This window comes from Nostoc sp. FACHB-888, assembly GCF_014696655.1.
Classification (GTDB): domain Bacteria; phylum Cyanobacteriota; class Cyanobacteriia; order Cyanobacteriales; family Nostocaceae; genus Nostoc.
Map to the genome: position 1 here is coordinate 15,620 of NZ_JACJQM010000064.1, position 16,375 is coordinate 31,994.

The window sequence follows — 16,375 nt, forward strand, 5'->3', positions numbered from 1 at the left end:
ATCCATTCATGGACTCCCGCATTCAGTCATATTTGCGCTTCGTCGCAAGCCAGCAACGTGATACGGAGCAGATAGGGCCTTTTCTTGCTAGCTTTAACCGCCATAGCGCCAATCCTTTTCTTAACTATGCCATCCCCAATAACGCAGCCACCCCCTCACTCACTGATGTCAAAGCACTAATCGCTGCCTATGAAAGTCGCGGACGAAAACCACGTTTAGAGTACCTTGCTTCTCTTGCGCCTACTGTTGAAGAGGTACTAATAGCTGCTGATTTTACAGTTGAGGGACGCTTGCCACTTATGATTTGTACTCCTGGTTCAGAGCAATTGCTTCCTGTTCCCCCAGACATCGAATTAATCGTGCCAGTTTCGGACACTGAAATGCTTGCTACAGTTTCGGTGCAAAATGAGGCTTACGGAGAGTCTGCACCAAGTGCAGAAGATGGTAAACGTCTTGGTAATAGCCTAGCAGCAGGCGGAATTGCTGTACTTGCTCGGGTTGCCGCAACAGGCGAACCTGTAGGGGCTGGAGTGTGTTCTGTGCCAGGAAATCAGACGACAGAAATCGCCGGTATCGGTGTGCGTGTTCCTTTTCGCCGACGCGGCATAGCAGGAGCCTTAACAACCCGGCTGGTGCAAGAGGCTTTCGAGGCAGGTGTTACGGTGACGTTTCTCATGGCGGCACATCAAGAGGAACTGAGAATTTACACCCGTGCTGGATTTTCTAAAATAGGCGAAATTTTGCACATTTCGTTTTCGCCTAAGTAGATATTAATAGCTAGTAGTAAAGACTGAAGTATTTAAAAGAGTGATTAAGCGATTTACTACACAATTTTTTTTTAAAAAGTTAAAAATGTACACAACATCTCAACCCGATCCTGTCCGTTTAGAAATATTTAAAAATCTCTATCAATTTATCGCCGAGCAAATGGGAATTGTTCTCCAAAATACGGCAGCATCTGTAAATATCAAAGAAAGGCTGGATTTCTCCTGCGCTATTTTTGACTCCTCTGGATTATTAGTCGCTAATGCTCCCCACATCCCTGTGCATTTAGGCTCAATGAGCGAAAGTGTCCGCAGCTTAATTAACGATAAAGGCGACACTCTAAAATCGGGAAATGTATATCTATCTAATAATCCTTATAATGGGGGAACACATCTTCCTGACGTAACTGCAATTACCCCTGTTTTTCTAGAGAATCGTGAAAATACTCCATTCCCTACTCCCCTCTTTTTTGTTGCTTCTCGTGGACACCAAGCAGATATCGGGGGAATTACTCCCGGTTCAATGCCTCCCCACAGTACTACAGTAGAAGAAGAAGGAATTATTTTTGATAATTTTCTCTTGGTTGAAGAGGGCAATTTTCGAGAACTCGCAGTAAGACAGCACCTTTCAACTCATACTTATCCTGCTCGTAATCCTGACCAAAATATCGCTGATTTTAAAGCACAAATTGCCGCAAATGAACGGGGAGTACAAGAACTCGCTAAAATGGTTTGCCAATACAAGCTCGATACTGTTCAAGCTTACATGAAATTTGTGCAAGCTAATGCTGAGGAGTCCGTGAGAAAGGCTATCAATTTCCTCAAAGATGGCTCATTTGTTTATGAAATGGATAATGGGGCACGAATTCAAGTTAAAGTGACGATTGATTCAGAAAATCGTAGTGCTACCATTGATTTTACTGGAACTTCTGCACAACTAAATAGTAATTTTAATGCTCCAAAAGCTGTAACTCAAGCCGCAGTCTTATATGTCTTTCGGACTTTAGTTGATGATAAGATTCCTCTGAATGCCGGGTGTCTTAACCCTCTAAAAATTATTATCCCCGTCGGCTGTATGCTGAATCCAACTTATCCGGCAGCAGTGGTAGCGGGTAATGTCGAAACTTCTCAAACCATTGTCGATGCTTTATATGGCGCTTTGGGTGTCATGGCTGCTTCTCAAGGAACGATGAATAATTTTACTTTTGGTAATCAGCAATATCAATATTATGAAACTATCTGCGGCGGCTCTGGAGCAGGAATTGATTTTGATGGAACTGATGGTGTTCATTCTCACATGACGAACTCCCGTTTGACCGATCCAGAAGTTTTAGAAACCCGTTATCCTGTACTTTTAGAAAGCTTTAGTCTTCGTCTTGATAGCGGTGGTAAAGGAAAATATTCTGGTGGTAATGGAGTTGTCCGCCGCATCCGGTTTTTAGAACCTATGACAGCTAATATTCTCTCTGGCCATCGGGTTGTCCCTCCCTTTGGATTAAATGGTGGAGAAGCGGGAATTGTCGGACGCAATTGGATACAACGTCAGAATGGAATTGAAGAGAATTTAGACAGCACAGCAACAGCAGAGATGAAACCTGGAGATGTTTTTGTCATAGAAACTCCTGGAGGAGGCGGATTTGGTCAAGTCTCCTAGCGTTTCAACTCTCAGAATTTCAGCTAATGGCAAATGTTTCCAAATATCACCGATTGTTCCGAAGTGCCTATTTGTCATATTGATTAGCGAAAGATTTTATCTGTAGTAACATTTGTCAATCCAAATTCGCATTTCTTCTTCAGAACCAAAACAGACAGAGTTTCCTGTAATCGGATCATAAGCGTGCCAACAGGAAATGTTACCACGACGATCTGATTCTGGCCACACTTGGAGGTCAGAACCACTATTCATCCATATAACAAAATGCTGCCAATATTTTTGTAAATTTAACAAAAAATTAGATTTATTCATAGTGAAAGCACCTAATAAACAGTGAACTATTACTTTTACTTTCACGTAATAATTTTCAACTGAGAAGGTACAGTTTTGGCAGATTTAATCTAGTACAGTTAAGCGCCATCCCAACTGGTATAGTGAAAAAACTCCCAACTGTACTAGGTAAAGTTGGTAGAAATAGTTTATATTGCCAGTATTGGTGATTATTTAATCATTGACGAGTGCGCCAAAATGAACATTTTATTAGAACGGCAGTCACCCAAACCTATTTATTTGCAAATCCGCGATCGCATCAGTCGTCTCATTAAATCTGGCGCACTCAAAAGTGGCGATCGCCTCCCTTCAATCCGCTCTCTTGCAGAAAGTTTACAAGTTAACAAACTCACGATTATTGAAGCATATAACGTTTTAGAAGCAGATGGAATTGTTTCTGCTCGTCAGGGTTCAGGATACTTTGTCAGCAGCGTTTCTGTTAAAAGCACTAACTTAGAATCTAAATTTGCTCCAGCCCAAAATGTCATAATTACAAAACCAGGAAAGTGTTCTTTTTATGAGATGTATACTCCACTGGTGCAAGCACAAACGGAGCCAGGAATAATTAATTTTGGCTACGGTTATCCCCGTCCTCCAAAGGATATTAACCTCATTGCTAGACGAGCGCTAAGACAAGATGATACTGATATTTTCTTTCCCCACGAGATGCCTCAAGGACAACTAACTCTGTGCAGACAAATTGCCCAGATGTTAGTACATCAAGGATTAGAGGTTTTTCCAGAGGATTTAATTATTACTAATGGCTCTCAGCAAGGGTTGTCATTAGCGATGAATTATTATGTACAACCTGGAGATTGGGTAATTGTCGAAGCTCCCACCTATTATGGTGCAATTTCTATTTTAGAAAGCTTAGGAGCTAAGATTATTGGTATTCCCATGAGTGCGGAGGGAATGAATTTAGATTTATTAGAGCAATATCTCCACAGCCACCGCCCGAAATTAATTTATACGATTAGTACCTTTCACAATCCAACTGGATTAACAACTACACAAAATCATCGTAAAGAATTACTAGCATTAGCTGAAAAATATGAATGCCCAATTTTGGAAGATAATGCTTATGAAGGAATAAACTTCGATGCAGTGCCAGCACCAATTAAAGCTTTAGATAAAAATAATTTAGTGACTTACTTAAGCACCTTTTCTAAAACTTTAATGCCTGGTTTACGAGTGGGCTATATGGTAGTTACAGGTAAGCATTATCAAGCAATTATTGAGCAGAAATTGCTCCATGACTTGCACACATCCAGTATTTCGCAAACAATAGTTAGCGAATACCTCGCTTCAGGACATTACCGCCGTCACCTCAGCCGACTTCGCACTGATAATCTCCAAAGTCGTAATACTATGCTGCAAGCTTTGGAGCGTTATTTTCCTGAAGAAATCCGATGGACAGTTCCTACAGGGGGATTATTTCTCTGGGTACAGTTACCAGATGATATTCCGATTGGGACAATTCGTAAGGAAGCCTTTGCACAAAATGTCTACTTGGCGTGCGGTTCGGCATTTTTCCCCGATAAGCAGGGTTATCCAGCGATGCGTCTGACTTTCTGTCTCTCCCCAGAGGAGATTGAGCAAGGTATTTCGATTGTGGGTAAGCTACTGAAAAAGTATATTTCCAAAGGATGCGTAGATACAGAGCGGCTTGTCGTCAAAGAGCATATATCTAATTATCAGCCACTTGTTCACAGTTTCTAGCGATCGCCTTATTAAAGTCAAGCGATCAGGCAGAAGGAATACTGGCTTTCTTGCTAATTTACTTATACAGCAACACTCTTGAGGATAGTCATTGGGCCTTGAGCTTTGAGAATCTCCATTTCTGCTGCATTCCGCACTAGTAAAGCACCAGCGAATCCTAATGAATTCACAGATATAGATTGGAAATGCTCCTGCGATCGCGGTACGATCAACATCCATTCTCGTGTCGCTAGCAGATTGTAAGCACCAGATTGCCTTGCATCTAAACCTACAGCATCTAGCAAAGCCTGATAAACTTCCAGTGTTGCTTGCGCCGCCGTGAAGGGCGACTGCATCCAATCGGGATTTAATGGTGCGAAAGCGTATAGAAAAGGAAGTTTTGGTATTATGTTAGTAAAGCCCACCGCACCAGAAGGTATTGATTCCTGAAATTGTACTGCTGTTAGTAGAGGTTCAATAGGTATCTGTGGCCCTGAAGGTGCAAGTGGAAGTGGTACTAATTGCAAATGCTTGTGTCGCTGGCTAGCACCTGCGGTTTTGCCACTGTTGTAAAATGCTAAACCATCGAAATCAGCCAAACATGACCACATAGCCGCAAAATCTTCCAGAGTCAGCAAACTTTCCTGTTCCTCGAAGGCACGGGTAATGATTAGCAGATGATAATCAACAACATTGAATTTATTCAAAAGACATACATGAGTATCAGAAATATCCGCCACAAATAAATCCTCTTCGTAGGGCAAAAAAGGATTAAACTCTTGAGCAGAGGTAGCAGATTGTTTTTTCTCTTTCTCCTTGGCTGCTTTTTTGCGATTCAAATTAGACAAAATCCGTACCAAAAAGCGCACGCCATCCTGTTCGACAAATTCAAATTCGGTTGGTATTGACAGTAGCGCCCCGCATTGTAAAGCGTGTTCAGTCCGTTTTTTAACACTTGTCCATAAAGTGCCAGGTTTAAGTAAGATTTTCCCCTGTGCCATTTTTCTTCCTTCAGGCATGGTAAAGAACACGTAGCGCGAAGCTGTGCGCCTCTAAGAATGACCAAAAAAGGCAGAGGGTAGGAGGCAGTTATTGCTGGAGGAATAAATCTATTTCCCCTCTGCCAAAAGGGTCACAAGCCCCTAAATAAATTTTATGAAAAATATGGAAATATATATTTCGAGATGCGAAGCACAAGAAATATTGCCTCCTTATTAAATCCCCTCAATTTATTTATGGGGATTCCCTTCTGCCTTCTGCCTTCTGCCTCTTTAATATATTCCAATATGGTTCAGTAAAATAGCAAAGCTTTCACAACAACGCAATACCTTTGCAACAAAACTGTCATAAATCATATCTACATTAGTAATAGATATAAATATCCTTCCAGACAGCAATGCAAAACGAATCTCGCGACAGAGAACACCCATTAAATAGCATTTTACATAACACTGCTGATACCAAATCCCATAATCGAGCACCCTGGAAAAAGGCTGCCGCCTCTCTATCGCTGGTGCTTCTGGGATCAGGTATGACCTTGGCAGGTGGCTATATGGCTGGACATTCTCGGCAGGTGTCTGAGAGTGCATCTAATTTGGCAATTAATCGAGTAAATGCCGCTCCTCCAGTACTAGCTGCCACAGATCCTAACTTTGTGACCCAGGTGGTGCAAAAAGTCGGGCCAGCAGTAGTACGGATTAACTCTTCCCGAACAGTAAGAAGCCGGATACCAGATGAATTTAACGATCCGTTTTTTCGCCGCTTTTTTGGTTCCCAACTGCCACAATCACGAGAAAGGGTAGAACGGGGTACTGGTTCAGGTTTTATTATCAGTGCCGATGGTCGGATTCTTACTAACGCCCATGTGGTAGATGGTGCTGATACGGTGACAGTGACACTCAAGGATGGGCGCGCCTTGGAAGGTAAGGTGTTAGGAAAAGATGAATTAACCGATGTTGCTGTTATCAAGGTTGAGGCAAACAATCTACCTTCAGTAGCCATAGGTAACTCAGATCAACTGCAACCGGGAGAATGGGCGATCGCGATCGGCAACCCCCTTGGACTAGATAATACAGTAACTACCGGAATCATCAGTGCTACCGGACGCAGTAGCAATTTAATCGGTGCTGCCGATAAGCGAGTAGAGTATATTCAAACCGACGCAGCCATTAATCCCGGTAACTCCGGCGGGCCCCTGCTAAATTCCCGTGGCCAGGTAATTGCAATGAATACAGCTATAATTCAAGGGGCACAAGGATTAGGGTTTGCTATTCCCATCAACACAGCACAACGCATATCCAATCAACTTATAGCTACAGGTAAAGTAGAACATCCTTATTTGGGAATTCAAATGGTAGGGTTAACACCTCAGCTAAAACAAAATATCAACTCAGATCCCAATAGCGGTTTGAGCGTGAATGAAGATAAAGGTGTATTAGTTGTGCAAGTTGTGCCAAATTCACCAGCTGCTAAAGCAGGGATACGTGCTGGTGATGTTATCCAAAAGCTTGGTGGGCAATCAGTCACAGATGCCAGCAGTGTTCAAAGGGCAGTAGAAAATAGCCAAGTCGGGGGCGATTTACGTATGGAATTACGTCGCAATGGGCAAAATCTTAATATAGCTGTGCGACCTGGTGCTTTCCCCACTCAAGTGCAATAAAAGTTTTGCTATCATTCCTCTGTCCCGCATTCCTCGTCCATGTAATCATGGGCGGGGTTAGGGACGGGCAGATTCTATGCTACTTAGGTCGCTTGCTCTCAAACCTTTTTAAATTTTGAATTTTAAACTATTCAATCCAAAATCCAAAATTTAAAATCTAAACTTCAGCAAGTGGTGCTATTTAACCTCTATAAAAGATATTTGGTTATCTAAGTCAGCTCCAAGAGATTTATAATCACCAGCACTAAACTCACGGCATCGACCACCAGTTTCATTTTGGCAAACACGTACCACTTTACCCGGTGGTACACTTAATGAGCTAATAGCGTCATTCCCAACAATATTTAAGTCACCTTCAATGGCTTTGTATACTCCTGGACTTGTAGGGAAAGACTGAGAAACTCCAGTCAAATTAGAATCTCTATAAACCTTAACCTGTACTGACGGCGTGTAGGAAAGCTTGTAAATAGTGCCGCTATAGTCATCCGAAATAAACAAATTACCTTGCTGATCGACTGCCATATCCACCGGTCGCCCCCAGACTTGTTGCGTTGCTGGAACTAACCAACCATTAACTAAATCCATCTCCTCCCCTAAAGTCTTTGTATTACTGTTCCAGGGAAAGTAAGCTATTTTGTAGCCCGTTTTTTTCTGCCGATTCCATGAACCATGCAGCCCCGCTACTACTCCATTTGAGTACAGGCTGGGAAACTTGGTATTTTGTAAGAATGTTAGTCCCAAGGGAGCCGAATGAGCTTGGATACCCTTATCAATCCTGTCCATTGCATTGCAATTAACACTTCCATCAGCATTCCACTGATAGTCGCGGTCAAAGGGCATATTGTTGAGGCCAGTTGATGTGTCAGGATTGGGGTTGCAGAATGGCCAACCATAGTTGCCGCCATCTCGAACTTTCGTGAACGGCTCTGGCGGGTGGTTGTCTACGTAAGAACGGATAATTTTACCGTAATTGCCAGTGCTATCGTTGAACGGATAAGCAATGTTATCTCGATTATTAACGACTACCCAAAGGTCATTTGTGCCAGGTAAGAATGCTAATCCTTCGGCATTGCGTAACCCTTGGGCAAAAAGCCGCCGATTAGTTCCATTAGCGTCGTATTGGTAAATCGCACCACGTTTTGGGTTACTGACAGTATCTGCTTTGCAGGCATTGCATGCAGAGGCGATCGACACGTACAGTTTGTGATTGGCATCAAGTGCGATATTTTTTAGTTCGTGACCATAAGCTCCTTTGAGTTCTGATGTACTGCTGTCTGGTAAACCAGCTATAACGATTTGGCGATTTTTTGCGATTGTATCTCCAGACTTGTAGATGAAGCGGTTAATTTGATGAGTCTCAGAGATATAAACGTATGTGGTGTCGTTAATTTTATGAAACACAATGTCGTGTGGTCTGCGTAGACCCGTCACAAAGTCAGAAATAATTGGGTCTTTGCTGCCATTTGGCCGGACAATTAATACTTTACCCGTACTCGGTTGTGACACTAGAAGATCCCCATTGGGAGCAACTGCCATAAAGCGAGCTTTCTTAATGCGAGCATAAACAGAGATCGAGAAATTGGGCGGCACTTTTAAGTAACGGTTAATATTAAAGGGTTCAGAGGTCATTGTACTAGGCACTTTCACCTTAGTTTCAACAGACGCAGCCGGCGGGTTGGCGAACGCTGTGGTGGTAAGAACCTCTAAGACCGCCAAACTAAGTAGCGATGTGGATAGTATGCCTCCAACTATCTGTCTTGGTTTTAAAGCAAATACAACCATCTTGAACTTCCCTCTAGCTTTGTAGTGATTTGTATTACACATAACTATCGACTAGCTGATTGTACCGATAGTTGGCACAAAGCTAACTCAGGGGTACTAGTTTTTTAAAATACTTAAAATATCTTTATCTACTATTATTTTTTGGCGTTGCTGAATTATGGGATGATTTCGCTTAATTTAGAACGAGTTTTTAATGGTTTCAACCGCCAATTTATCCCGCATTTATGCAACGCACCCTGAAAGTTGTGCAAAAGCTGACCAGAGGTATTCCACAAGTGTACTGTCCCGCCTTTACCACCAGTGATAATGCGATCGCGGCTTCGTTGACCTGTCACTTTTTTTCTTTTACCTTTTTTACCCCAACTTTTGCGACGAATCACCCGCAAACTAAATCCTGTTTCATCCCAGAACCAAGCTTGAAGCTTTGCTGGCTCTTGCTTTGATGCTTCTAAGTACCCTGATAATTTTGCTTTAAATGCTTCTCTCTTTTCAAGGTCTTGTTTGTCCTCCAGACTGTATTTTGCCCAGAGGTAAGTGTACTTTTTTTTCTCTAATATCTTCCTAACTTGTTCTCCACTGAGTTCGATTTCTGTTAGTTCTGCTAAGTATGTAGCCAGTCTCGCTATTGACCATCTTCCAAATTCATATCCCAATTCACTTGGTTCTTTTTCAATGATTTGCATCAACAATTCTATATATTCTTTGGTAACTTTTTGATGGTTCCCTTTTTTACGCTCATCGTGCAATGATTCGATATTGTCTGGATCTCCATGTACACACCAACCAATATGCTACTGTTCTATATCCACATCCTAAAAATTCACTAATTTCTTGGTATGTCTTTCCATCATCCATGAGCAAAAGTATTAATATCCTCTGTGTCAACTACGAAGATTGACTTTCTCTTAAGGCTTTTTGCAAATTCTCTTTTTGCGAACTAGTGAGGTATCCTTTAGCGGGCATAGTCCAAAATATACATTTTTATCCAATTGCCATTTTATACACATTAAATGTGGAATAGCTTAATGTCGCTCCACCAATATTGATAATGCGTTGGTCATGCAAGGGAAATATATAACCGGCAAAGTACCGTGTAGCAAGCACTAAGTCTTCATCTGATAACTTCGTAAAATATTCGCCTAAAATTGCTGCTTTCTCAATACGCTTTGATGTAGCAGCTACTCTTTGTGCTACATGAGCAAAATTAACAAAAGCATTATCTTCTCGTGAAGAGTTTTCCGTCACTGTTGTTTATTGGAACACAACTAGCAGTAAACTATATAGTTTTTAATATTAAATGCTACTACAAATCCCATTCATCTATCTCTAAGAAGATTTTGCCTTAACAAGTCTGGTTCGACACAGTGATAGACACGCAGGCTATGACGTACAATATTATAAGTTCAACGGGTTGCACATAGTTCCGAGCGCGATTGCCCAAAAAGCTATGAACTGGTTTACTCAACCAACACCGAGTGCAAATTAACCATTCTTTATTATAAATAATTACAACTATAGGAACTAAATCATGTCAAAAAGATTGTTATTACTTAGTAATTCAACAAATATCGGTGAAGAATACTTACTTTATCCCCGTCAGGAAATTAAAAAGTTTTTAGGAAGCTCTGTCAATAAAATTGTGTTCATCCCTTTTGCAGCCGTTACTTCAACTTATCAGCAGTATACCGAAAAAGTTGAAAAAGTATTTCAAGATATAGGTTATGAAGTTGATGCTATTCATTTGGTTGAAAATCCTTATGAACTAATTAAAAACGCAGAAGCTGTAGTAGTTGGAGGCGGAAACACTTTTCATTTAATACATTGCTTATACCAAAGTCAACTATTTGAGGACATCAGAAATAAAATTAGTACTGGAACTCCTTATATCGGATGGAGCGCAGGTTCTAATGTTGCTTGTCCTACGATTAAAACAAGTAATGATATGCCAATAATTGAACCGATAAGTTTTCAAGGATTGAATTTAGTTCCTTTTCAAATCAATCCCCACTATACAAATGCAGTAATCCAAAATCACAATGGAGAGACAAGAGAACAAAGACTGGAAGAGTTCTTAATTTTAAATCCAGATATTTATGTCGTAGGGTTGCCGGAAGGAACAATGTTGAAAATTGAAGATTCATCAATCAAATTGATTGGGAACAAACCGATATATTTATTCAAATTTGGAGAAGAAAAACAAGAGTATTATCCTAATGATAATTTGGATTTTCTTCTGAAAAGAGCTTCTTCTGCATGATCACCATTTTTAAATAACTAAATCGTTTAATAGCATCCGATGATCAGAATTTCCACCTTTGATAGTTTTACAATCTACGATTTTGATATCATTACTAACAAAAATCTGTTAGGGCGTAGAACTCATGTTCGTTCTTAAAAGCCACCAGAAGTGGTGCAAGAAATTTATGGTTGGTTATTAGGTCATTGGTCAGTACGAGTGTTAATGTTTCAAGCTGCAACTACTGCTGGTGTTCCACCATTACGCTTAAGTCTTACAGGTACATTATGGGTTAAACGCCCGTGCTATCTATTCCTAAGTTCCAAGACTTACAGTCAGAAGAATTTCCCTTTTTTTCGATTGGTTAATTGTCGAGATTTTAGATACATTGTTACCTGAACGTGTTCACCGTATTAATCCCAGAGTTGTGAAAAAACCTGTATCAAAATTCCGTTCTAAAAAAACACAACACAGAGGGACTGGACTACGAGTAGAAGTTCCAAAATTTCATATCACTCATCAGCTTGCTAGCCTTAACTGAACCGTATTGTTTTATAGTAGGGCGACCAAGGAGCTAGGTTTAAGTCACCTGCAAATATTAGTCTTTTATCCTTTTGAATTTGCAAGTACTGAGTTACTTCAGCTAATGCGGTGTTACGTTTAGCAAAAACATCAGGTTTGAGCGGTACTGAAGGGTGGGCATGCGAGCAGGGATGTATCGAACTTGCTTTGGATGCCCTCCTTGATAATCCTGCAAGTCATGAGTTTTATACAAAAGTCGGATTTCGAGAAGTGGAACGAGTTGTATTTTTTATTAAGTCTGCTGTTGCTGTCAATCTCACAGCATCTCCAGAAGAGAATCAACTTATTATCGAAGCACGCAGTCTAGAAAAGTAGCAACTTTTGTGATATTCTTCCTCAACTGTTCCCTTTGTCAATACTCTGCCACCTGAATCCTTACGTGTTAACTTTGAGGGGGCTGTAAATCCGTGGTGTAGCTAGCCATCATTAAAAGTCTTATAAACTCTTTATAGTTGAACCAAAATGATCATAAAATCGGCGAAAATTAATTATTTTTATTTTCTAAGAAAGTACTAAGAAATTCCTCAAAGGCTTTTTATCTCTACTTTTGTTACCCTAGCTATTTTACTGATTCTTATTGATGTTTTTTTATCCGTAATCATATTTTCGTTAAATGCTATGAGTATTCGCAGTTGACTAATGCCTTTAGTCAATATATTGTGAAAGCTTAATCAAATATTTAATCGAACATAACTATTCATTAAATCTTTTCCGTTAAATTCACTCCAGACAACAATATATATTTCAGACAATTTATTCTACGTTCTATTTACAACTACAAATGTTTTTAATATTAAAGAACTAAAAGTACTTGTAATAGATTTTACTGCCCATTTAGTCATAAGAGTGAATCATGTCCCGCAAACTCCGTCTCCATAACAAAACAATAGCTTTATACTTAGTAGTTCCATGTTCTTTACTTTTAGCAGTAGTTAAACCGCTTATTAGCAGTGCTAATGAAGAATCAAGACAAAGGGACAAATATTATTCGTACTCACTGCCTTTAGGAAAAGGTAATTTAAAAGAATCACGGGTATCGAATCAGATAGCTCCTGGTATTACTCACACGGTTATTGTTAGAGGCGAACAGTCAAACCGTGAAGTGTATACAGTCGATGTAACATTTCAAGCTACTCAACAAGCGGCTCAAGCTACTGCTAATTTATTAAAGTCTCAAGGATACCAACCTTACTTAAAGCCAATATTACGACGAGCGCCAGATGATCCTGAATCTGGTTGCTTGGTTATTTGGTCCGTGTTGGCGCTTTTAATACTGAAGCTCTTGCTGTGACTTTACGAGATCAACTTGCAACTGCTGGATATTCAGGAGTACGAGTTGTTAACACAGCAGAAGACGGAGAACAAACAACTGGTCCTTGGGTTGTGAATGTACTTGAGATAGACCTCCATCAGTCTCACCTGAAAGTTGTTCCCGCACTCGCTAGTGGAATTGTTCCTGGCAATGAACGTTTGACGCAGCTTTCTACTAAAACATCAGCTCTTGCAGCAGTCAACGGAGGATATTTTGTCATTGGAACAAACGATGGGACTCCAGGGGACTTAGCAGGTATTTCCATTATTAACGGTAAGCTGGTGAGCGAAGCAGTTAATGGTAGAACGAGCCTTATCCTGCCTGACAGTTCCAGTCGAGATGCCCGTATAGCTGCTCTTACTTCTAAAATTCTTGCAATTGCAAACAATCGTGCAACAAGAGAGATAGATGGATTGAACCGCAAGCCTGGTTTGATTCGAGGTTGCGGTGGTGTCGGTGGAGACTTGCCTACAGAACAGCCCAAGCATGACTTTACTTGCACAGATAGCAGTGAACTAATTCAATTTACACCTGTTTTTGGGCAAACTACAGAGCCAGGTGATGGAGCAGAAGCTGTACTTGATAAATCAGGTCAAGTCATCGAGTTTCGACAGCAGCGAGGAGGACAGATTCCCCGTAGTGGCTCAGTCTTATCAGCCACGGGTAATGCTGTTGAGTGGTTACGCAATTATGCACAACTAGGCTCAAAAATTGATATTAAGACTCATGTTTTGGCTAATGGATGGGACGTGCGAAGAAGAGATGAGACTCCAGGAGTCATCAATGGAGGCCCAAGGTTGCTACGCAACGGAAAAATAGATATTACTGCTTATAAAGAAGGATTTCACTGGCCCGAAAATCCGGAATTTTATTATAGGTTTGGGGTACGACGTAACCCTCGGACACTAGCTGGAATTACACCACTAGGAAAATTGCTTTTGGTCACAATTGATGGTCGTCAGCCAACAAGAAGTGTAGGTGCAAGTTTTGAAGAAAGCGCTCTGATTATGCGTACACTTGGAGCAACAGATGCTCTTAATCTTGATGGCGGTGGCTCTACAACTATGACTATTAACCAACAACTCATTAACCATCCGTCTGATTCTACTGGAGAGCGACCAATTGCTGACGCTATTGTTATCCTGGATAAAATCCATAATCCCAGACATTGAACAACTCGCCTCGGCTTATCTATGTTATTTTCCAGCGATGAATCCTGGTTGGTACAATAGCATAGGTTATAAAATAGCTCGCCCTAATTGTATTGGAGAAAAGTTTGAGTTGTTAGCGAACAAGTTTTATCCATTTTTTGAAAAATTTTTTGCAGTTAAATCTTAATTAAACGTATTGTCAGGATGCCTATAGAGCGACGAATTATTTGACCAGAGCGACAGATTACGGTCAAATAATCTGTCGCTCTACAAAATCAGCAAACAATTGATGAGTATTGCGGCGTGATGCTGGAGTTTGAGGATGCTTGCCCTGATAAGTTTCCTCAATTGGTGATAGATGCCCCACAGTGGACTGAATGGATGGTTTGATTCAGAAGAGGTAGAGAGCAGTTCTTGCTGGAGGATATTGGTACAAACCAAGCCAAATTGTGGGTAAAAAGTTAGAAACATTCTTTTCGAGATGCACAGCACAAGAAAAGATACGTTATTGCTAAAACCTATGCACCTTTATGGTAGAGGTTGCCTCCAGCAAGAACTACCTCCTTCTATTTGATATGGTTGAATAATGCTGAGTTCAGCTTAAACAGCATTCAATGTTTCATAACCCAAACTCAATAACCCACATTAATCAATATGTCTCTTATTCAAAACAAAGTAGTAATCATCACCGGAGCGAGCAGTGGTTTAGGTGAGGCAACCGCAAAGCGACTTGCCGCTAGTGGAGCCAAGCTGATGCTGGCCGCCCGCCGCGAAGATCGTCTCAAAGAACTGGTTGCAGCGATTACCAAATCTGGAGGGACTGCAATCTACCGAGTGACGGATGTGGTGAATCGCGCACAGGTGCAAACTTTGGCGAGAGAAACTTTAACTACATACGGCCGTATCGACGTGCTGATCAATAATGCTGGGTTGATGCCCCTTTCTCCTCTCGACCAAGTAAAGGTGGAAGAGTGGGATCAGATGATCGATGTCAATATTAAGGGCGTTCTCTATGGGATTGCTGCTGTGTTGCCGATTATGCGTCAGCAAAAGTCTGGTCATGTCATTAACCTATCGTCAGTGGCTGGACATAAGGTGTTTCCGGGGTCAGCAGTCTACTGTGCTACTAAGTACGCAGTACGAGCGATCTCTGAAGGATTACGACTAGAGTCAAACGGTGAAATCCGTTCGACTAATATCTCACCAGGAGCCGTTGCCACTGAGTTGACTACTACTATTACCGATAAAGACACAGCAGCGGGAATTAATCAACTTTATGCCCTTGCCATTGATGCAGACGCTATTGCCCGTGCGATCGCATACACTATTGAGCAACCCAGTGATGTTGATGTGAATGAAATCATCATCCGTCCAACACGTCAAGAACTATAAAAGATTTATTCAGAAGTCAACACGTCGCTACATAAGCTAACATTGCGCTGCTGCCGACGGCGGATAATGCGGATTTGAGCTACGTTGATCACAACTTTCAACCGGAGTCATTGCAGACTTGGGGCAAGCGTGGTTCTCTAATAATGTTGAGATGCGGCGTTATCGAGAGTCTGTTCTTGGGGGTTTGGTCGAGGATGGGTACACCGTTATCGATGGATGCATCGGATGATGAGAGTGGGGCGGTAATCGAGTCGGTTAAGGCGGCTAGTGAGGAATTGTATACTGCTGAGTGTGAAGCGTAGGCTTAGTCCGCCTTTGGCATCGCAAGGGCTGTTGAACTTTCCCAAACGGAACTTTTACACTCTCGCTAGTCTCCAAGGTAGGCTCGGCTGTTGGCGTTGCTGATGGGGAGCCTTACTAGAATGGCTATCTGGGAGAGTGGCAAGTTTGGGTTAACTTTGAGAATGGGTGTAAGTCGGTGGTATGCGATTGGCTATGCGCTGTGTAGGTCACATCCTCACAAAAGTCACCTGATTAATTGCAGAGATTGGCAAGAAGTGCAATAGCTTTGCCCACACCAAATATAATCCTCTGTAGGGATCGCTTAAAAGTTGCCCAAGAACAAATCTATTTTCCGCTCGACTATATGGGATGGGTTTACAGGAAAATCTGGAATGGGTTTATCAGTTTTTTCCGATGGCGTACCGCCTGCTTTATAGAACCCATTTGACATCTTATGAGGTTTTGAATTAAGGTACTCCTCAGCATCTAAAATCTAATACTAATGGCGTACTCCAGCAACCTCACTGATGCAG

At 41.4% G+C, this 16,375-nt stretch carries 14 protein-coding genes and 2 pseudogenes; 11 read left to right on the forward strand and 5 right to left on the reverse strand.

What is annotated here, in order from left to right; genetic code table 11:
- Positions 1-8: 8 nt before the first annotated feature.
- Both H6G26_RS26985 and H6G26_RS26990 read left to right on the forward strand, forming a co-directional pair.
- Positions 9-767: a GNAT family N-acetyltransferase gene (locus H6G26_RS26985; protein WP_190732981.1), complete on the forward strand. Its 759-nt coding sequence runs from the start codon at positions 9-11 to the stop codon at positions 765-767.
- An 85-nt stretch (positions 768-852) separates the two neighbouring features.
- The gene (locus tag H6G26_RS26990; RefSeq protein WP_190732983.1) at positions 853-2,418 is read left to right on the forward strand and encodes a hydantoinase B/oxoprolinase family protein; all 1,566 of its coding nucleotides are present in this window, start codon (positions 853-855) and stop codon (positions 2,416-2,418) included.
- 96 nt (positions 2,419-2,514) lie between these two features.
- On the opposite strand, the gene H6G26_RS26995 is transcribed toward H6G26_RS26990, so the two are convergent.
- Complete coding sequence (locus H6G26_RS26995; protein ID WP_190732985.1) at positions 2,515-2,730, reverse strand: hypothetical protein; 216 nt, start codon at positions 2,728-2,730, stop codon at positions 2,515-2,517.
- Positions 2,731-2,946: 216 nt separating this feature from the next.
- On the opposite strand from H6G26_RS26995, the gene H6G26_RS27000 reads away from it, so the two are divergent.
- Positions 2,947-4,467: a PLP-dependent aminotransferase family protein gene (locus H6G26_RS27000; protein WP_190732988.1), complete on the forward strand. Its 1,521-nt coding sequence runs from the start codon at positions 2,947-2,949 to the stop codon at positions 4,465-4,467.
- Between the two features lie 62 nt (positions 4,468-4,529).
- Here the strand turns inward: H6G26_RS27000 and H6G26_RS27005 are convergent, their stop codons facing one another.
- Positions 4,530-5,447, reverse strand: coding sequence for a phosphorylase (locus tag H6G26_RS27005; protein WP_190733007.1), 918 nt, complete (start codon positions 5,445-5,447; stop codon positions 4,530-4,532).
- A 395-nt stretch (positions 5,448-5,842) separates the two neighbouring features.
- Here H6G26_RS27005 and H6G26_RS27010 point away from each other — a divergent pair, with 395 nt between their 5' ends.
- Entirely contained in the window at positions 5,843-7,105 is a 1,263-nt protein-coding gene (locus tag H6G26_RS27010) for an HhoA/HhoB/HtrA family serine endopeptidase (RefSeq protein ID WP_190732990.1), read from the forward strand.
- A gap of 177 nt (positions 7,106-7,282) precedes the next feature.
- Here the strand turns inward: H6G26_RS27010 and H6G26_RS27015 are convergent, their stop codons facing one another.
- From H6G26_RS27015 to H6G26_RS42850, 3 genes and pseudogenes are all read right to left on the reverse strand, one after another.
- A complete protein-coding gene (locus H6G26_RS27015) occupies positions 7,283-8,887 on the reverse strand; it encodes a PQQ-dependent sugar dehydrogenase (protein WP_190732991.1) in 1,605 nt (534 codons plus the stop codon).
- Between the two features lie 305 nt (positions 8,888-9,192).
- Positions 9,193-9,850 (reverse strand): annotated as a pseudogene (locus H6G26_RS27020) (IS630 family transposase); the annotation flags it as partial.
- A gap of 18 nt (positions 9,851-9,868) precedes the next feature.
- Positions 9,869-10,132: a hypothetical protein gene (locus H6G26_RS42850; RefSeq protein WP_190732997.1), complete on the reverse strand. Its 264-nt coding sequence runs from the start codon at positions 10,130-10,132 to the stop codon at positions 9,869-9,871.
- Between the two features lie 283 nt (positions 10,133-10,415).
- Between H6G26_RS42850 and pepE the strand changes: the two genes are divergently transcribed.
- From pepE to H6G26_RS27065, 7 genes and pseudogenes are all read left to right on the forward strand, one after another.
- Positions 10,416-11,144: a dipeptidase PepE gene (gene pepE / locus H6G26_RS27035; RefSeq protein ID WP_190732999.1), complete on the forward strand. Its 729-nt coding sequence runs from the start codon at positions 10,416-10,418 to the stop codon at positions 11,142-11,144.
- A gap of 105 nt (positions 11,145-11,249) precedes the next feature.
- Positions 11,250-11,491, forward strand: a pseudogene (locus tag H6G26_RS27040) (IS4 family transposase); the annotation flags it as partial.
- Positions 11,492-11,774: 283 nt separating this feature from the next.
- A complete protein-coding gene (locus H6G26_RS41840; protein ID WP_199327102.1) occupies positions 11,775-12,020 on the forward strand; it encodes a hypothetical protein in 246 nt (81 codons plus the stop codon).
- Positions 12,021-12,558: 538 nt separating this feature from the next.
- A complete protein-coding gene (locus H6G26_RS27050; RefSeq protein ID WP_190733001.1) occupies positions 12,559-12,996 on the forward strand; it encodes a hypothetical protein in 438 nt (145 codons plus the stop codon).
- Positions 12,993-14,189 (forward strand): phosphodiester glycosidase family protein, encoded by a 1,197-nt coding sequence (locus H6G26_RS44305; protein WP_190733003.1) that lies wholly within the window; start codon positions 12,993-12,995, stop codon positions 14,187-14,189. The genes H6G26_RS27050 and H6G26_RS44305 overlap by 4 nt, the downstream gene beginning before the upstream one ends.
- A 633-nt stretch (positions 14,190-14,822) precedes the next feature.
- A complete protein-coding gene (locus H6G26_RS27060) occupies positions 14,823-15,560 on the forward strand; it encodes an SDR family oxidoreductase (RefSeq protein ID WP_190733005.1) in 738 nt (245 codons plus the stop codon).
- Between the two features lie 74 nt (positions 15,561-15,634).
- Entirely contained in the window at positions 15,635-15,862 is a 228-nt protein-coding gene (locus tag H6G26_RS27065; protein ID WP_242053891.1) for a hypothetical protein, read from the forward strand.
- The last annotated feature ends 513 nt before the right edge of the window (positions 15,863-16,375 follow it).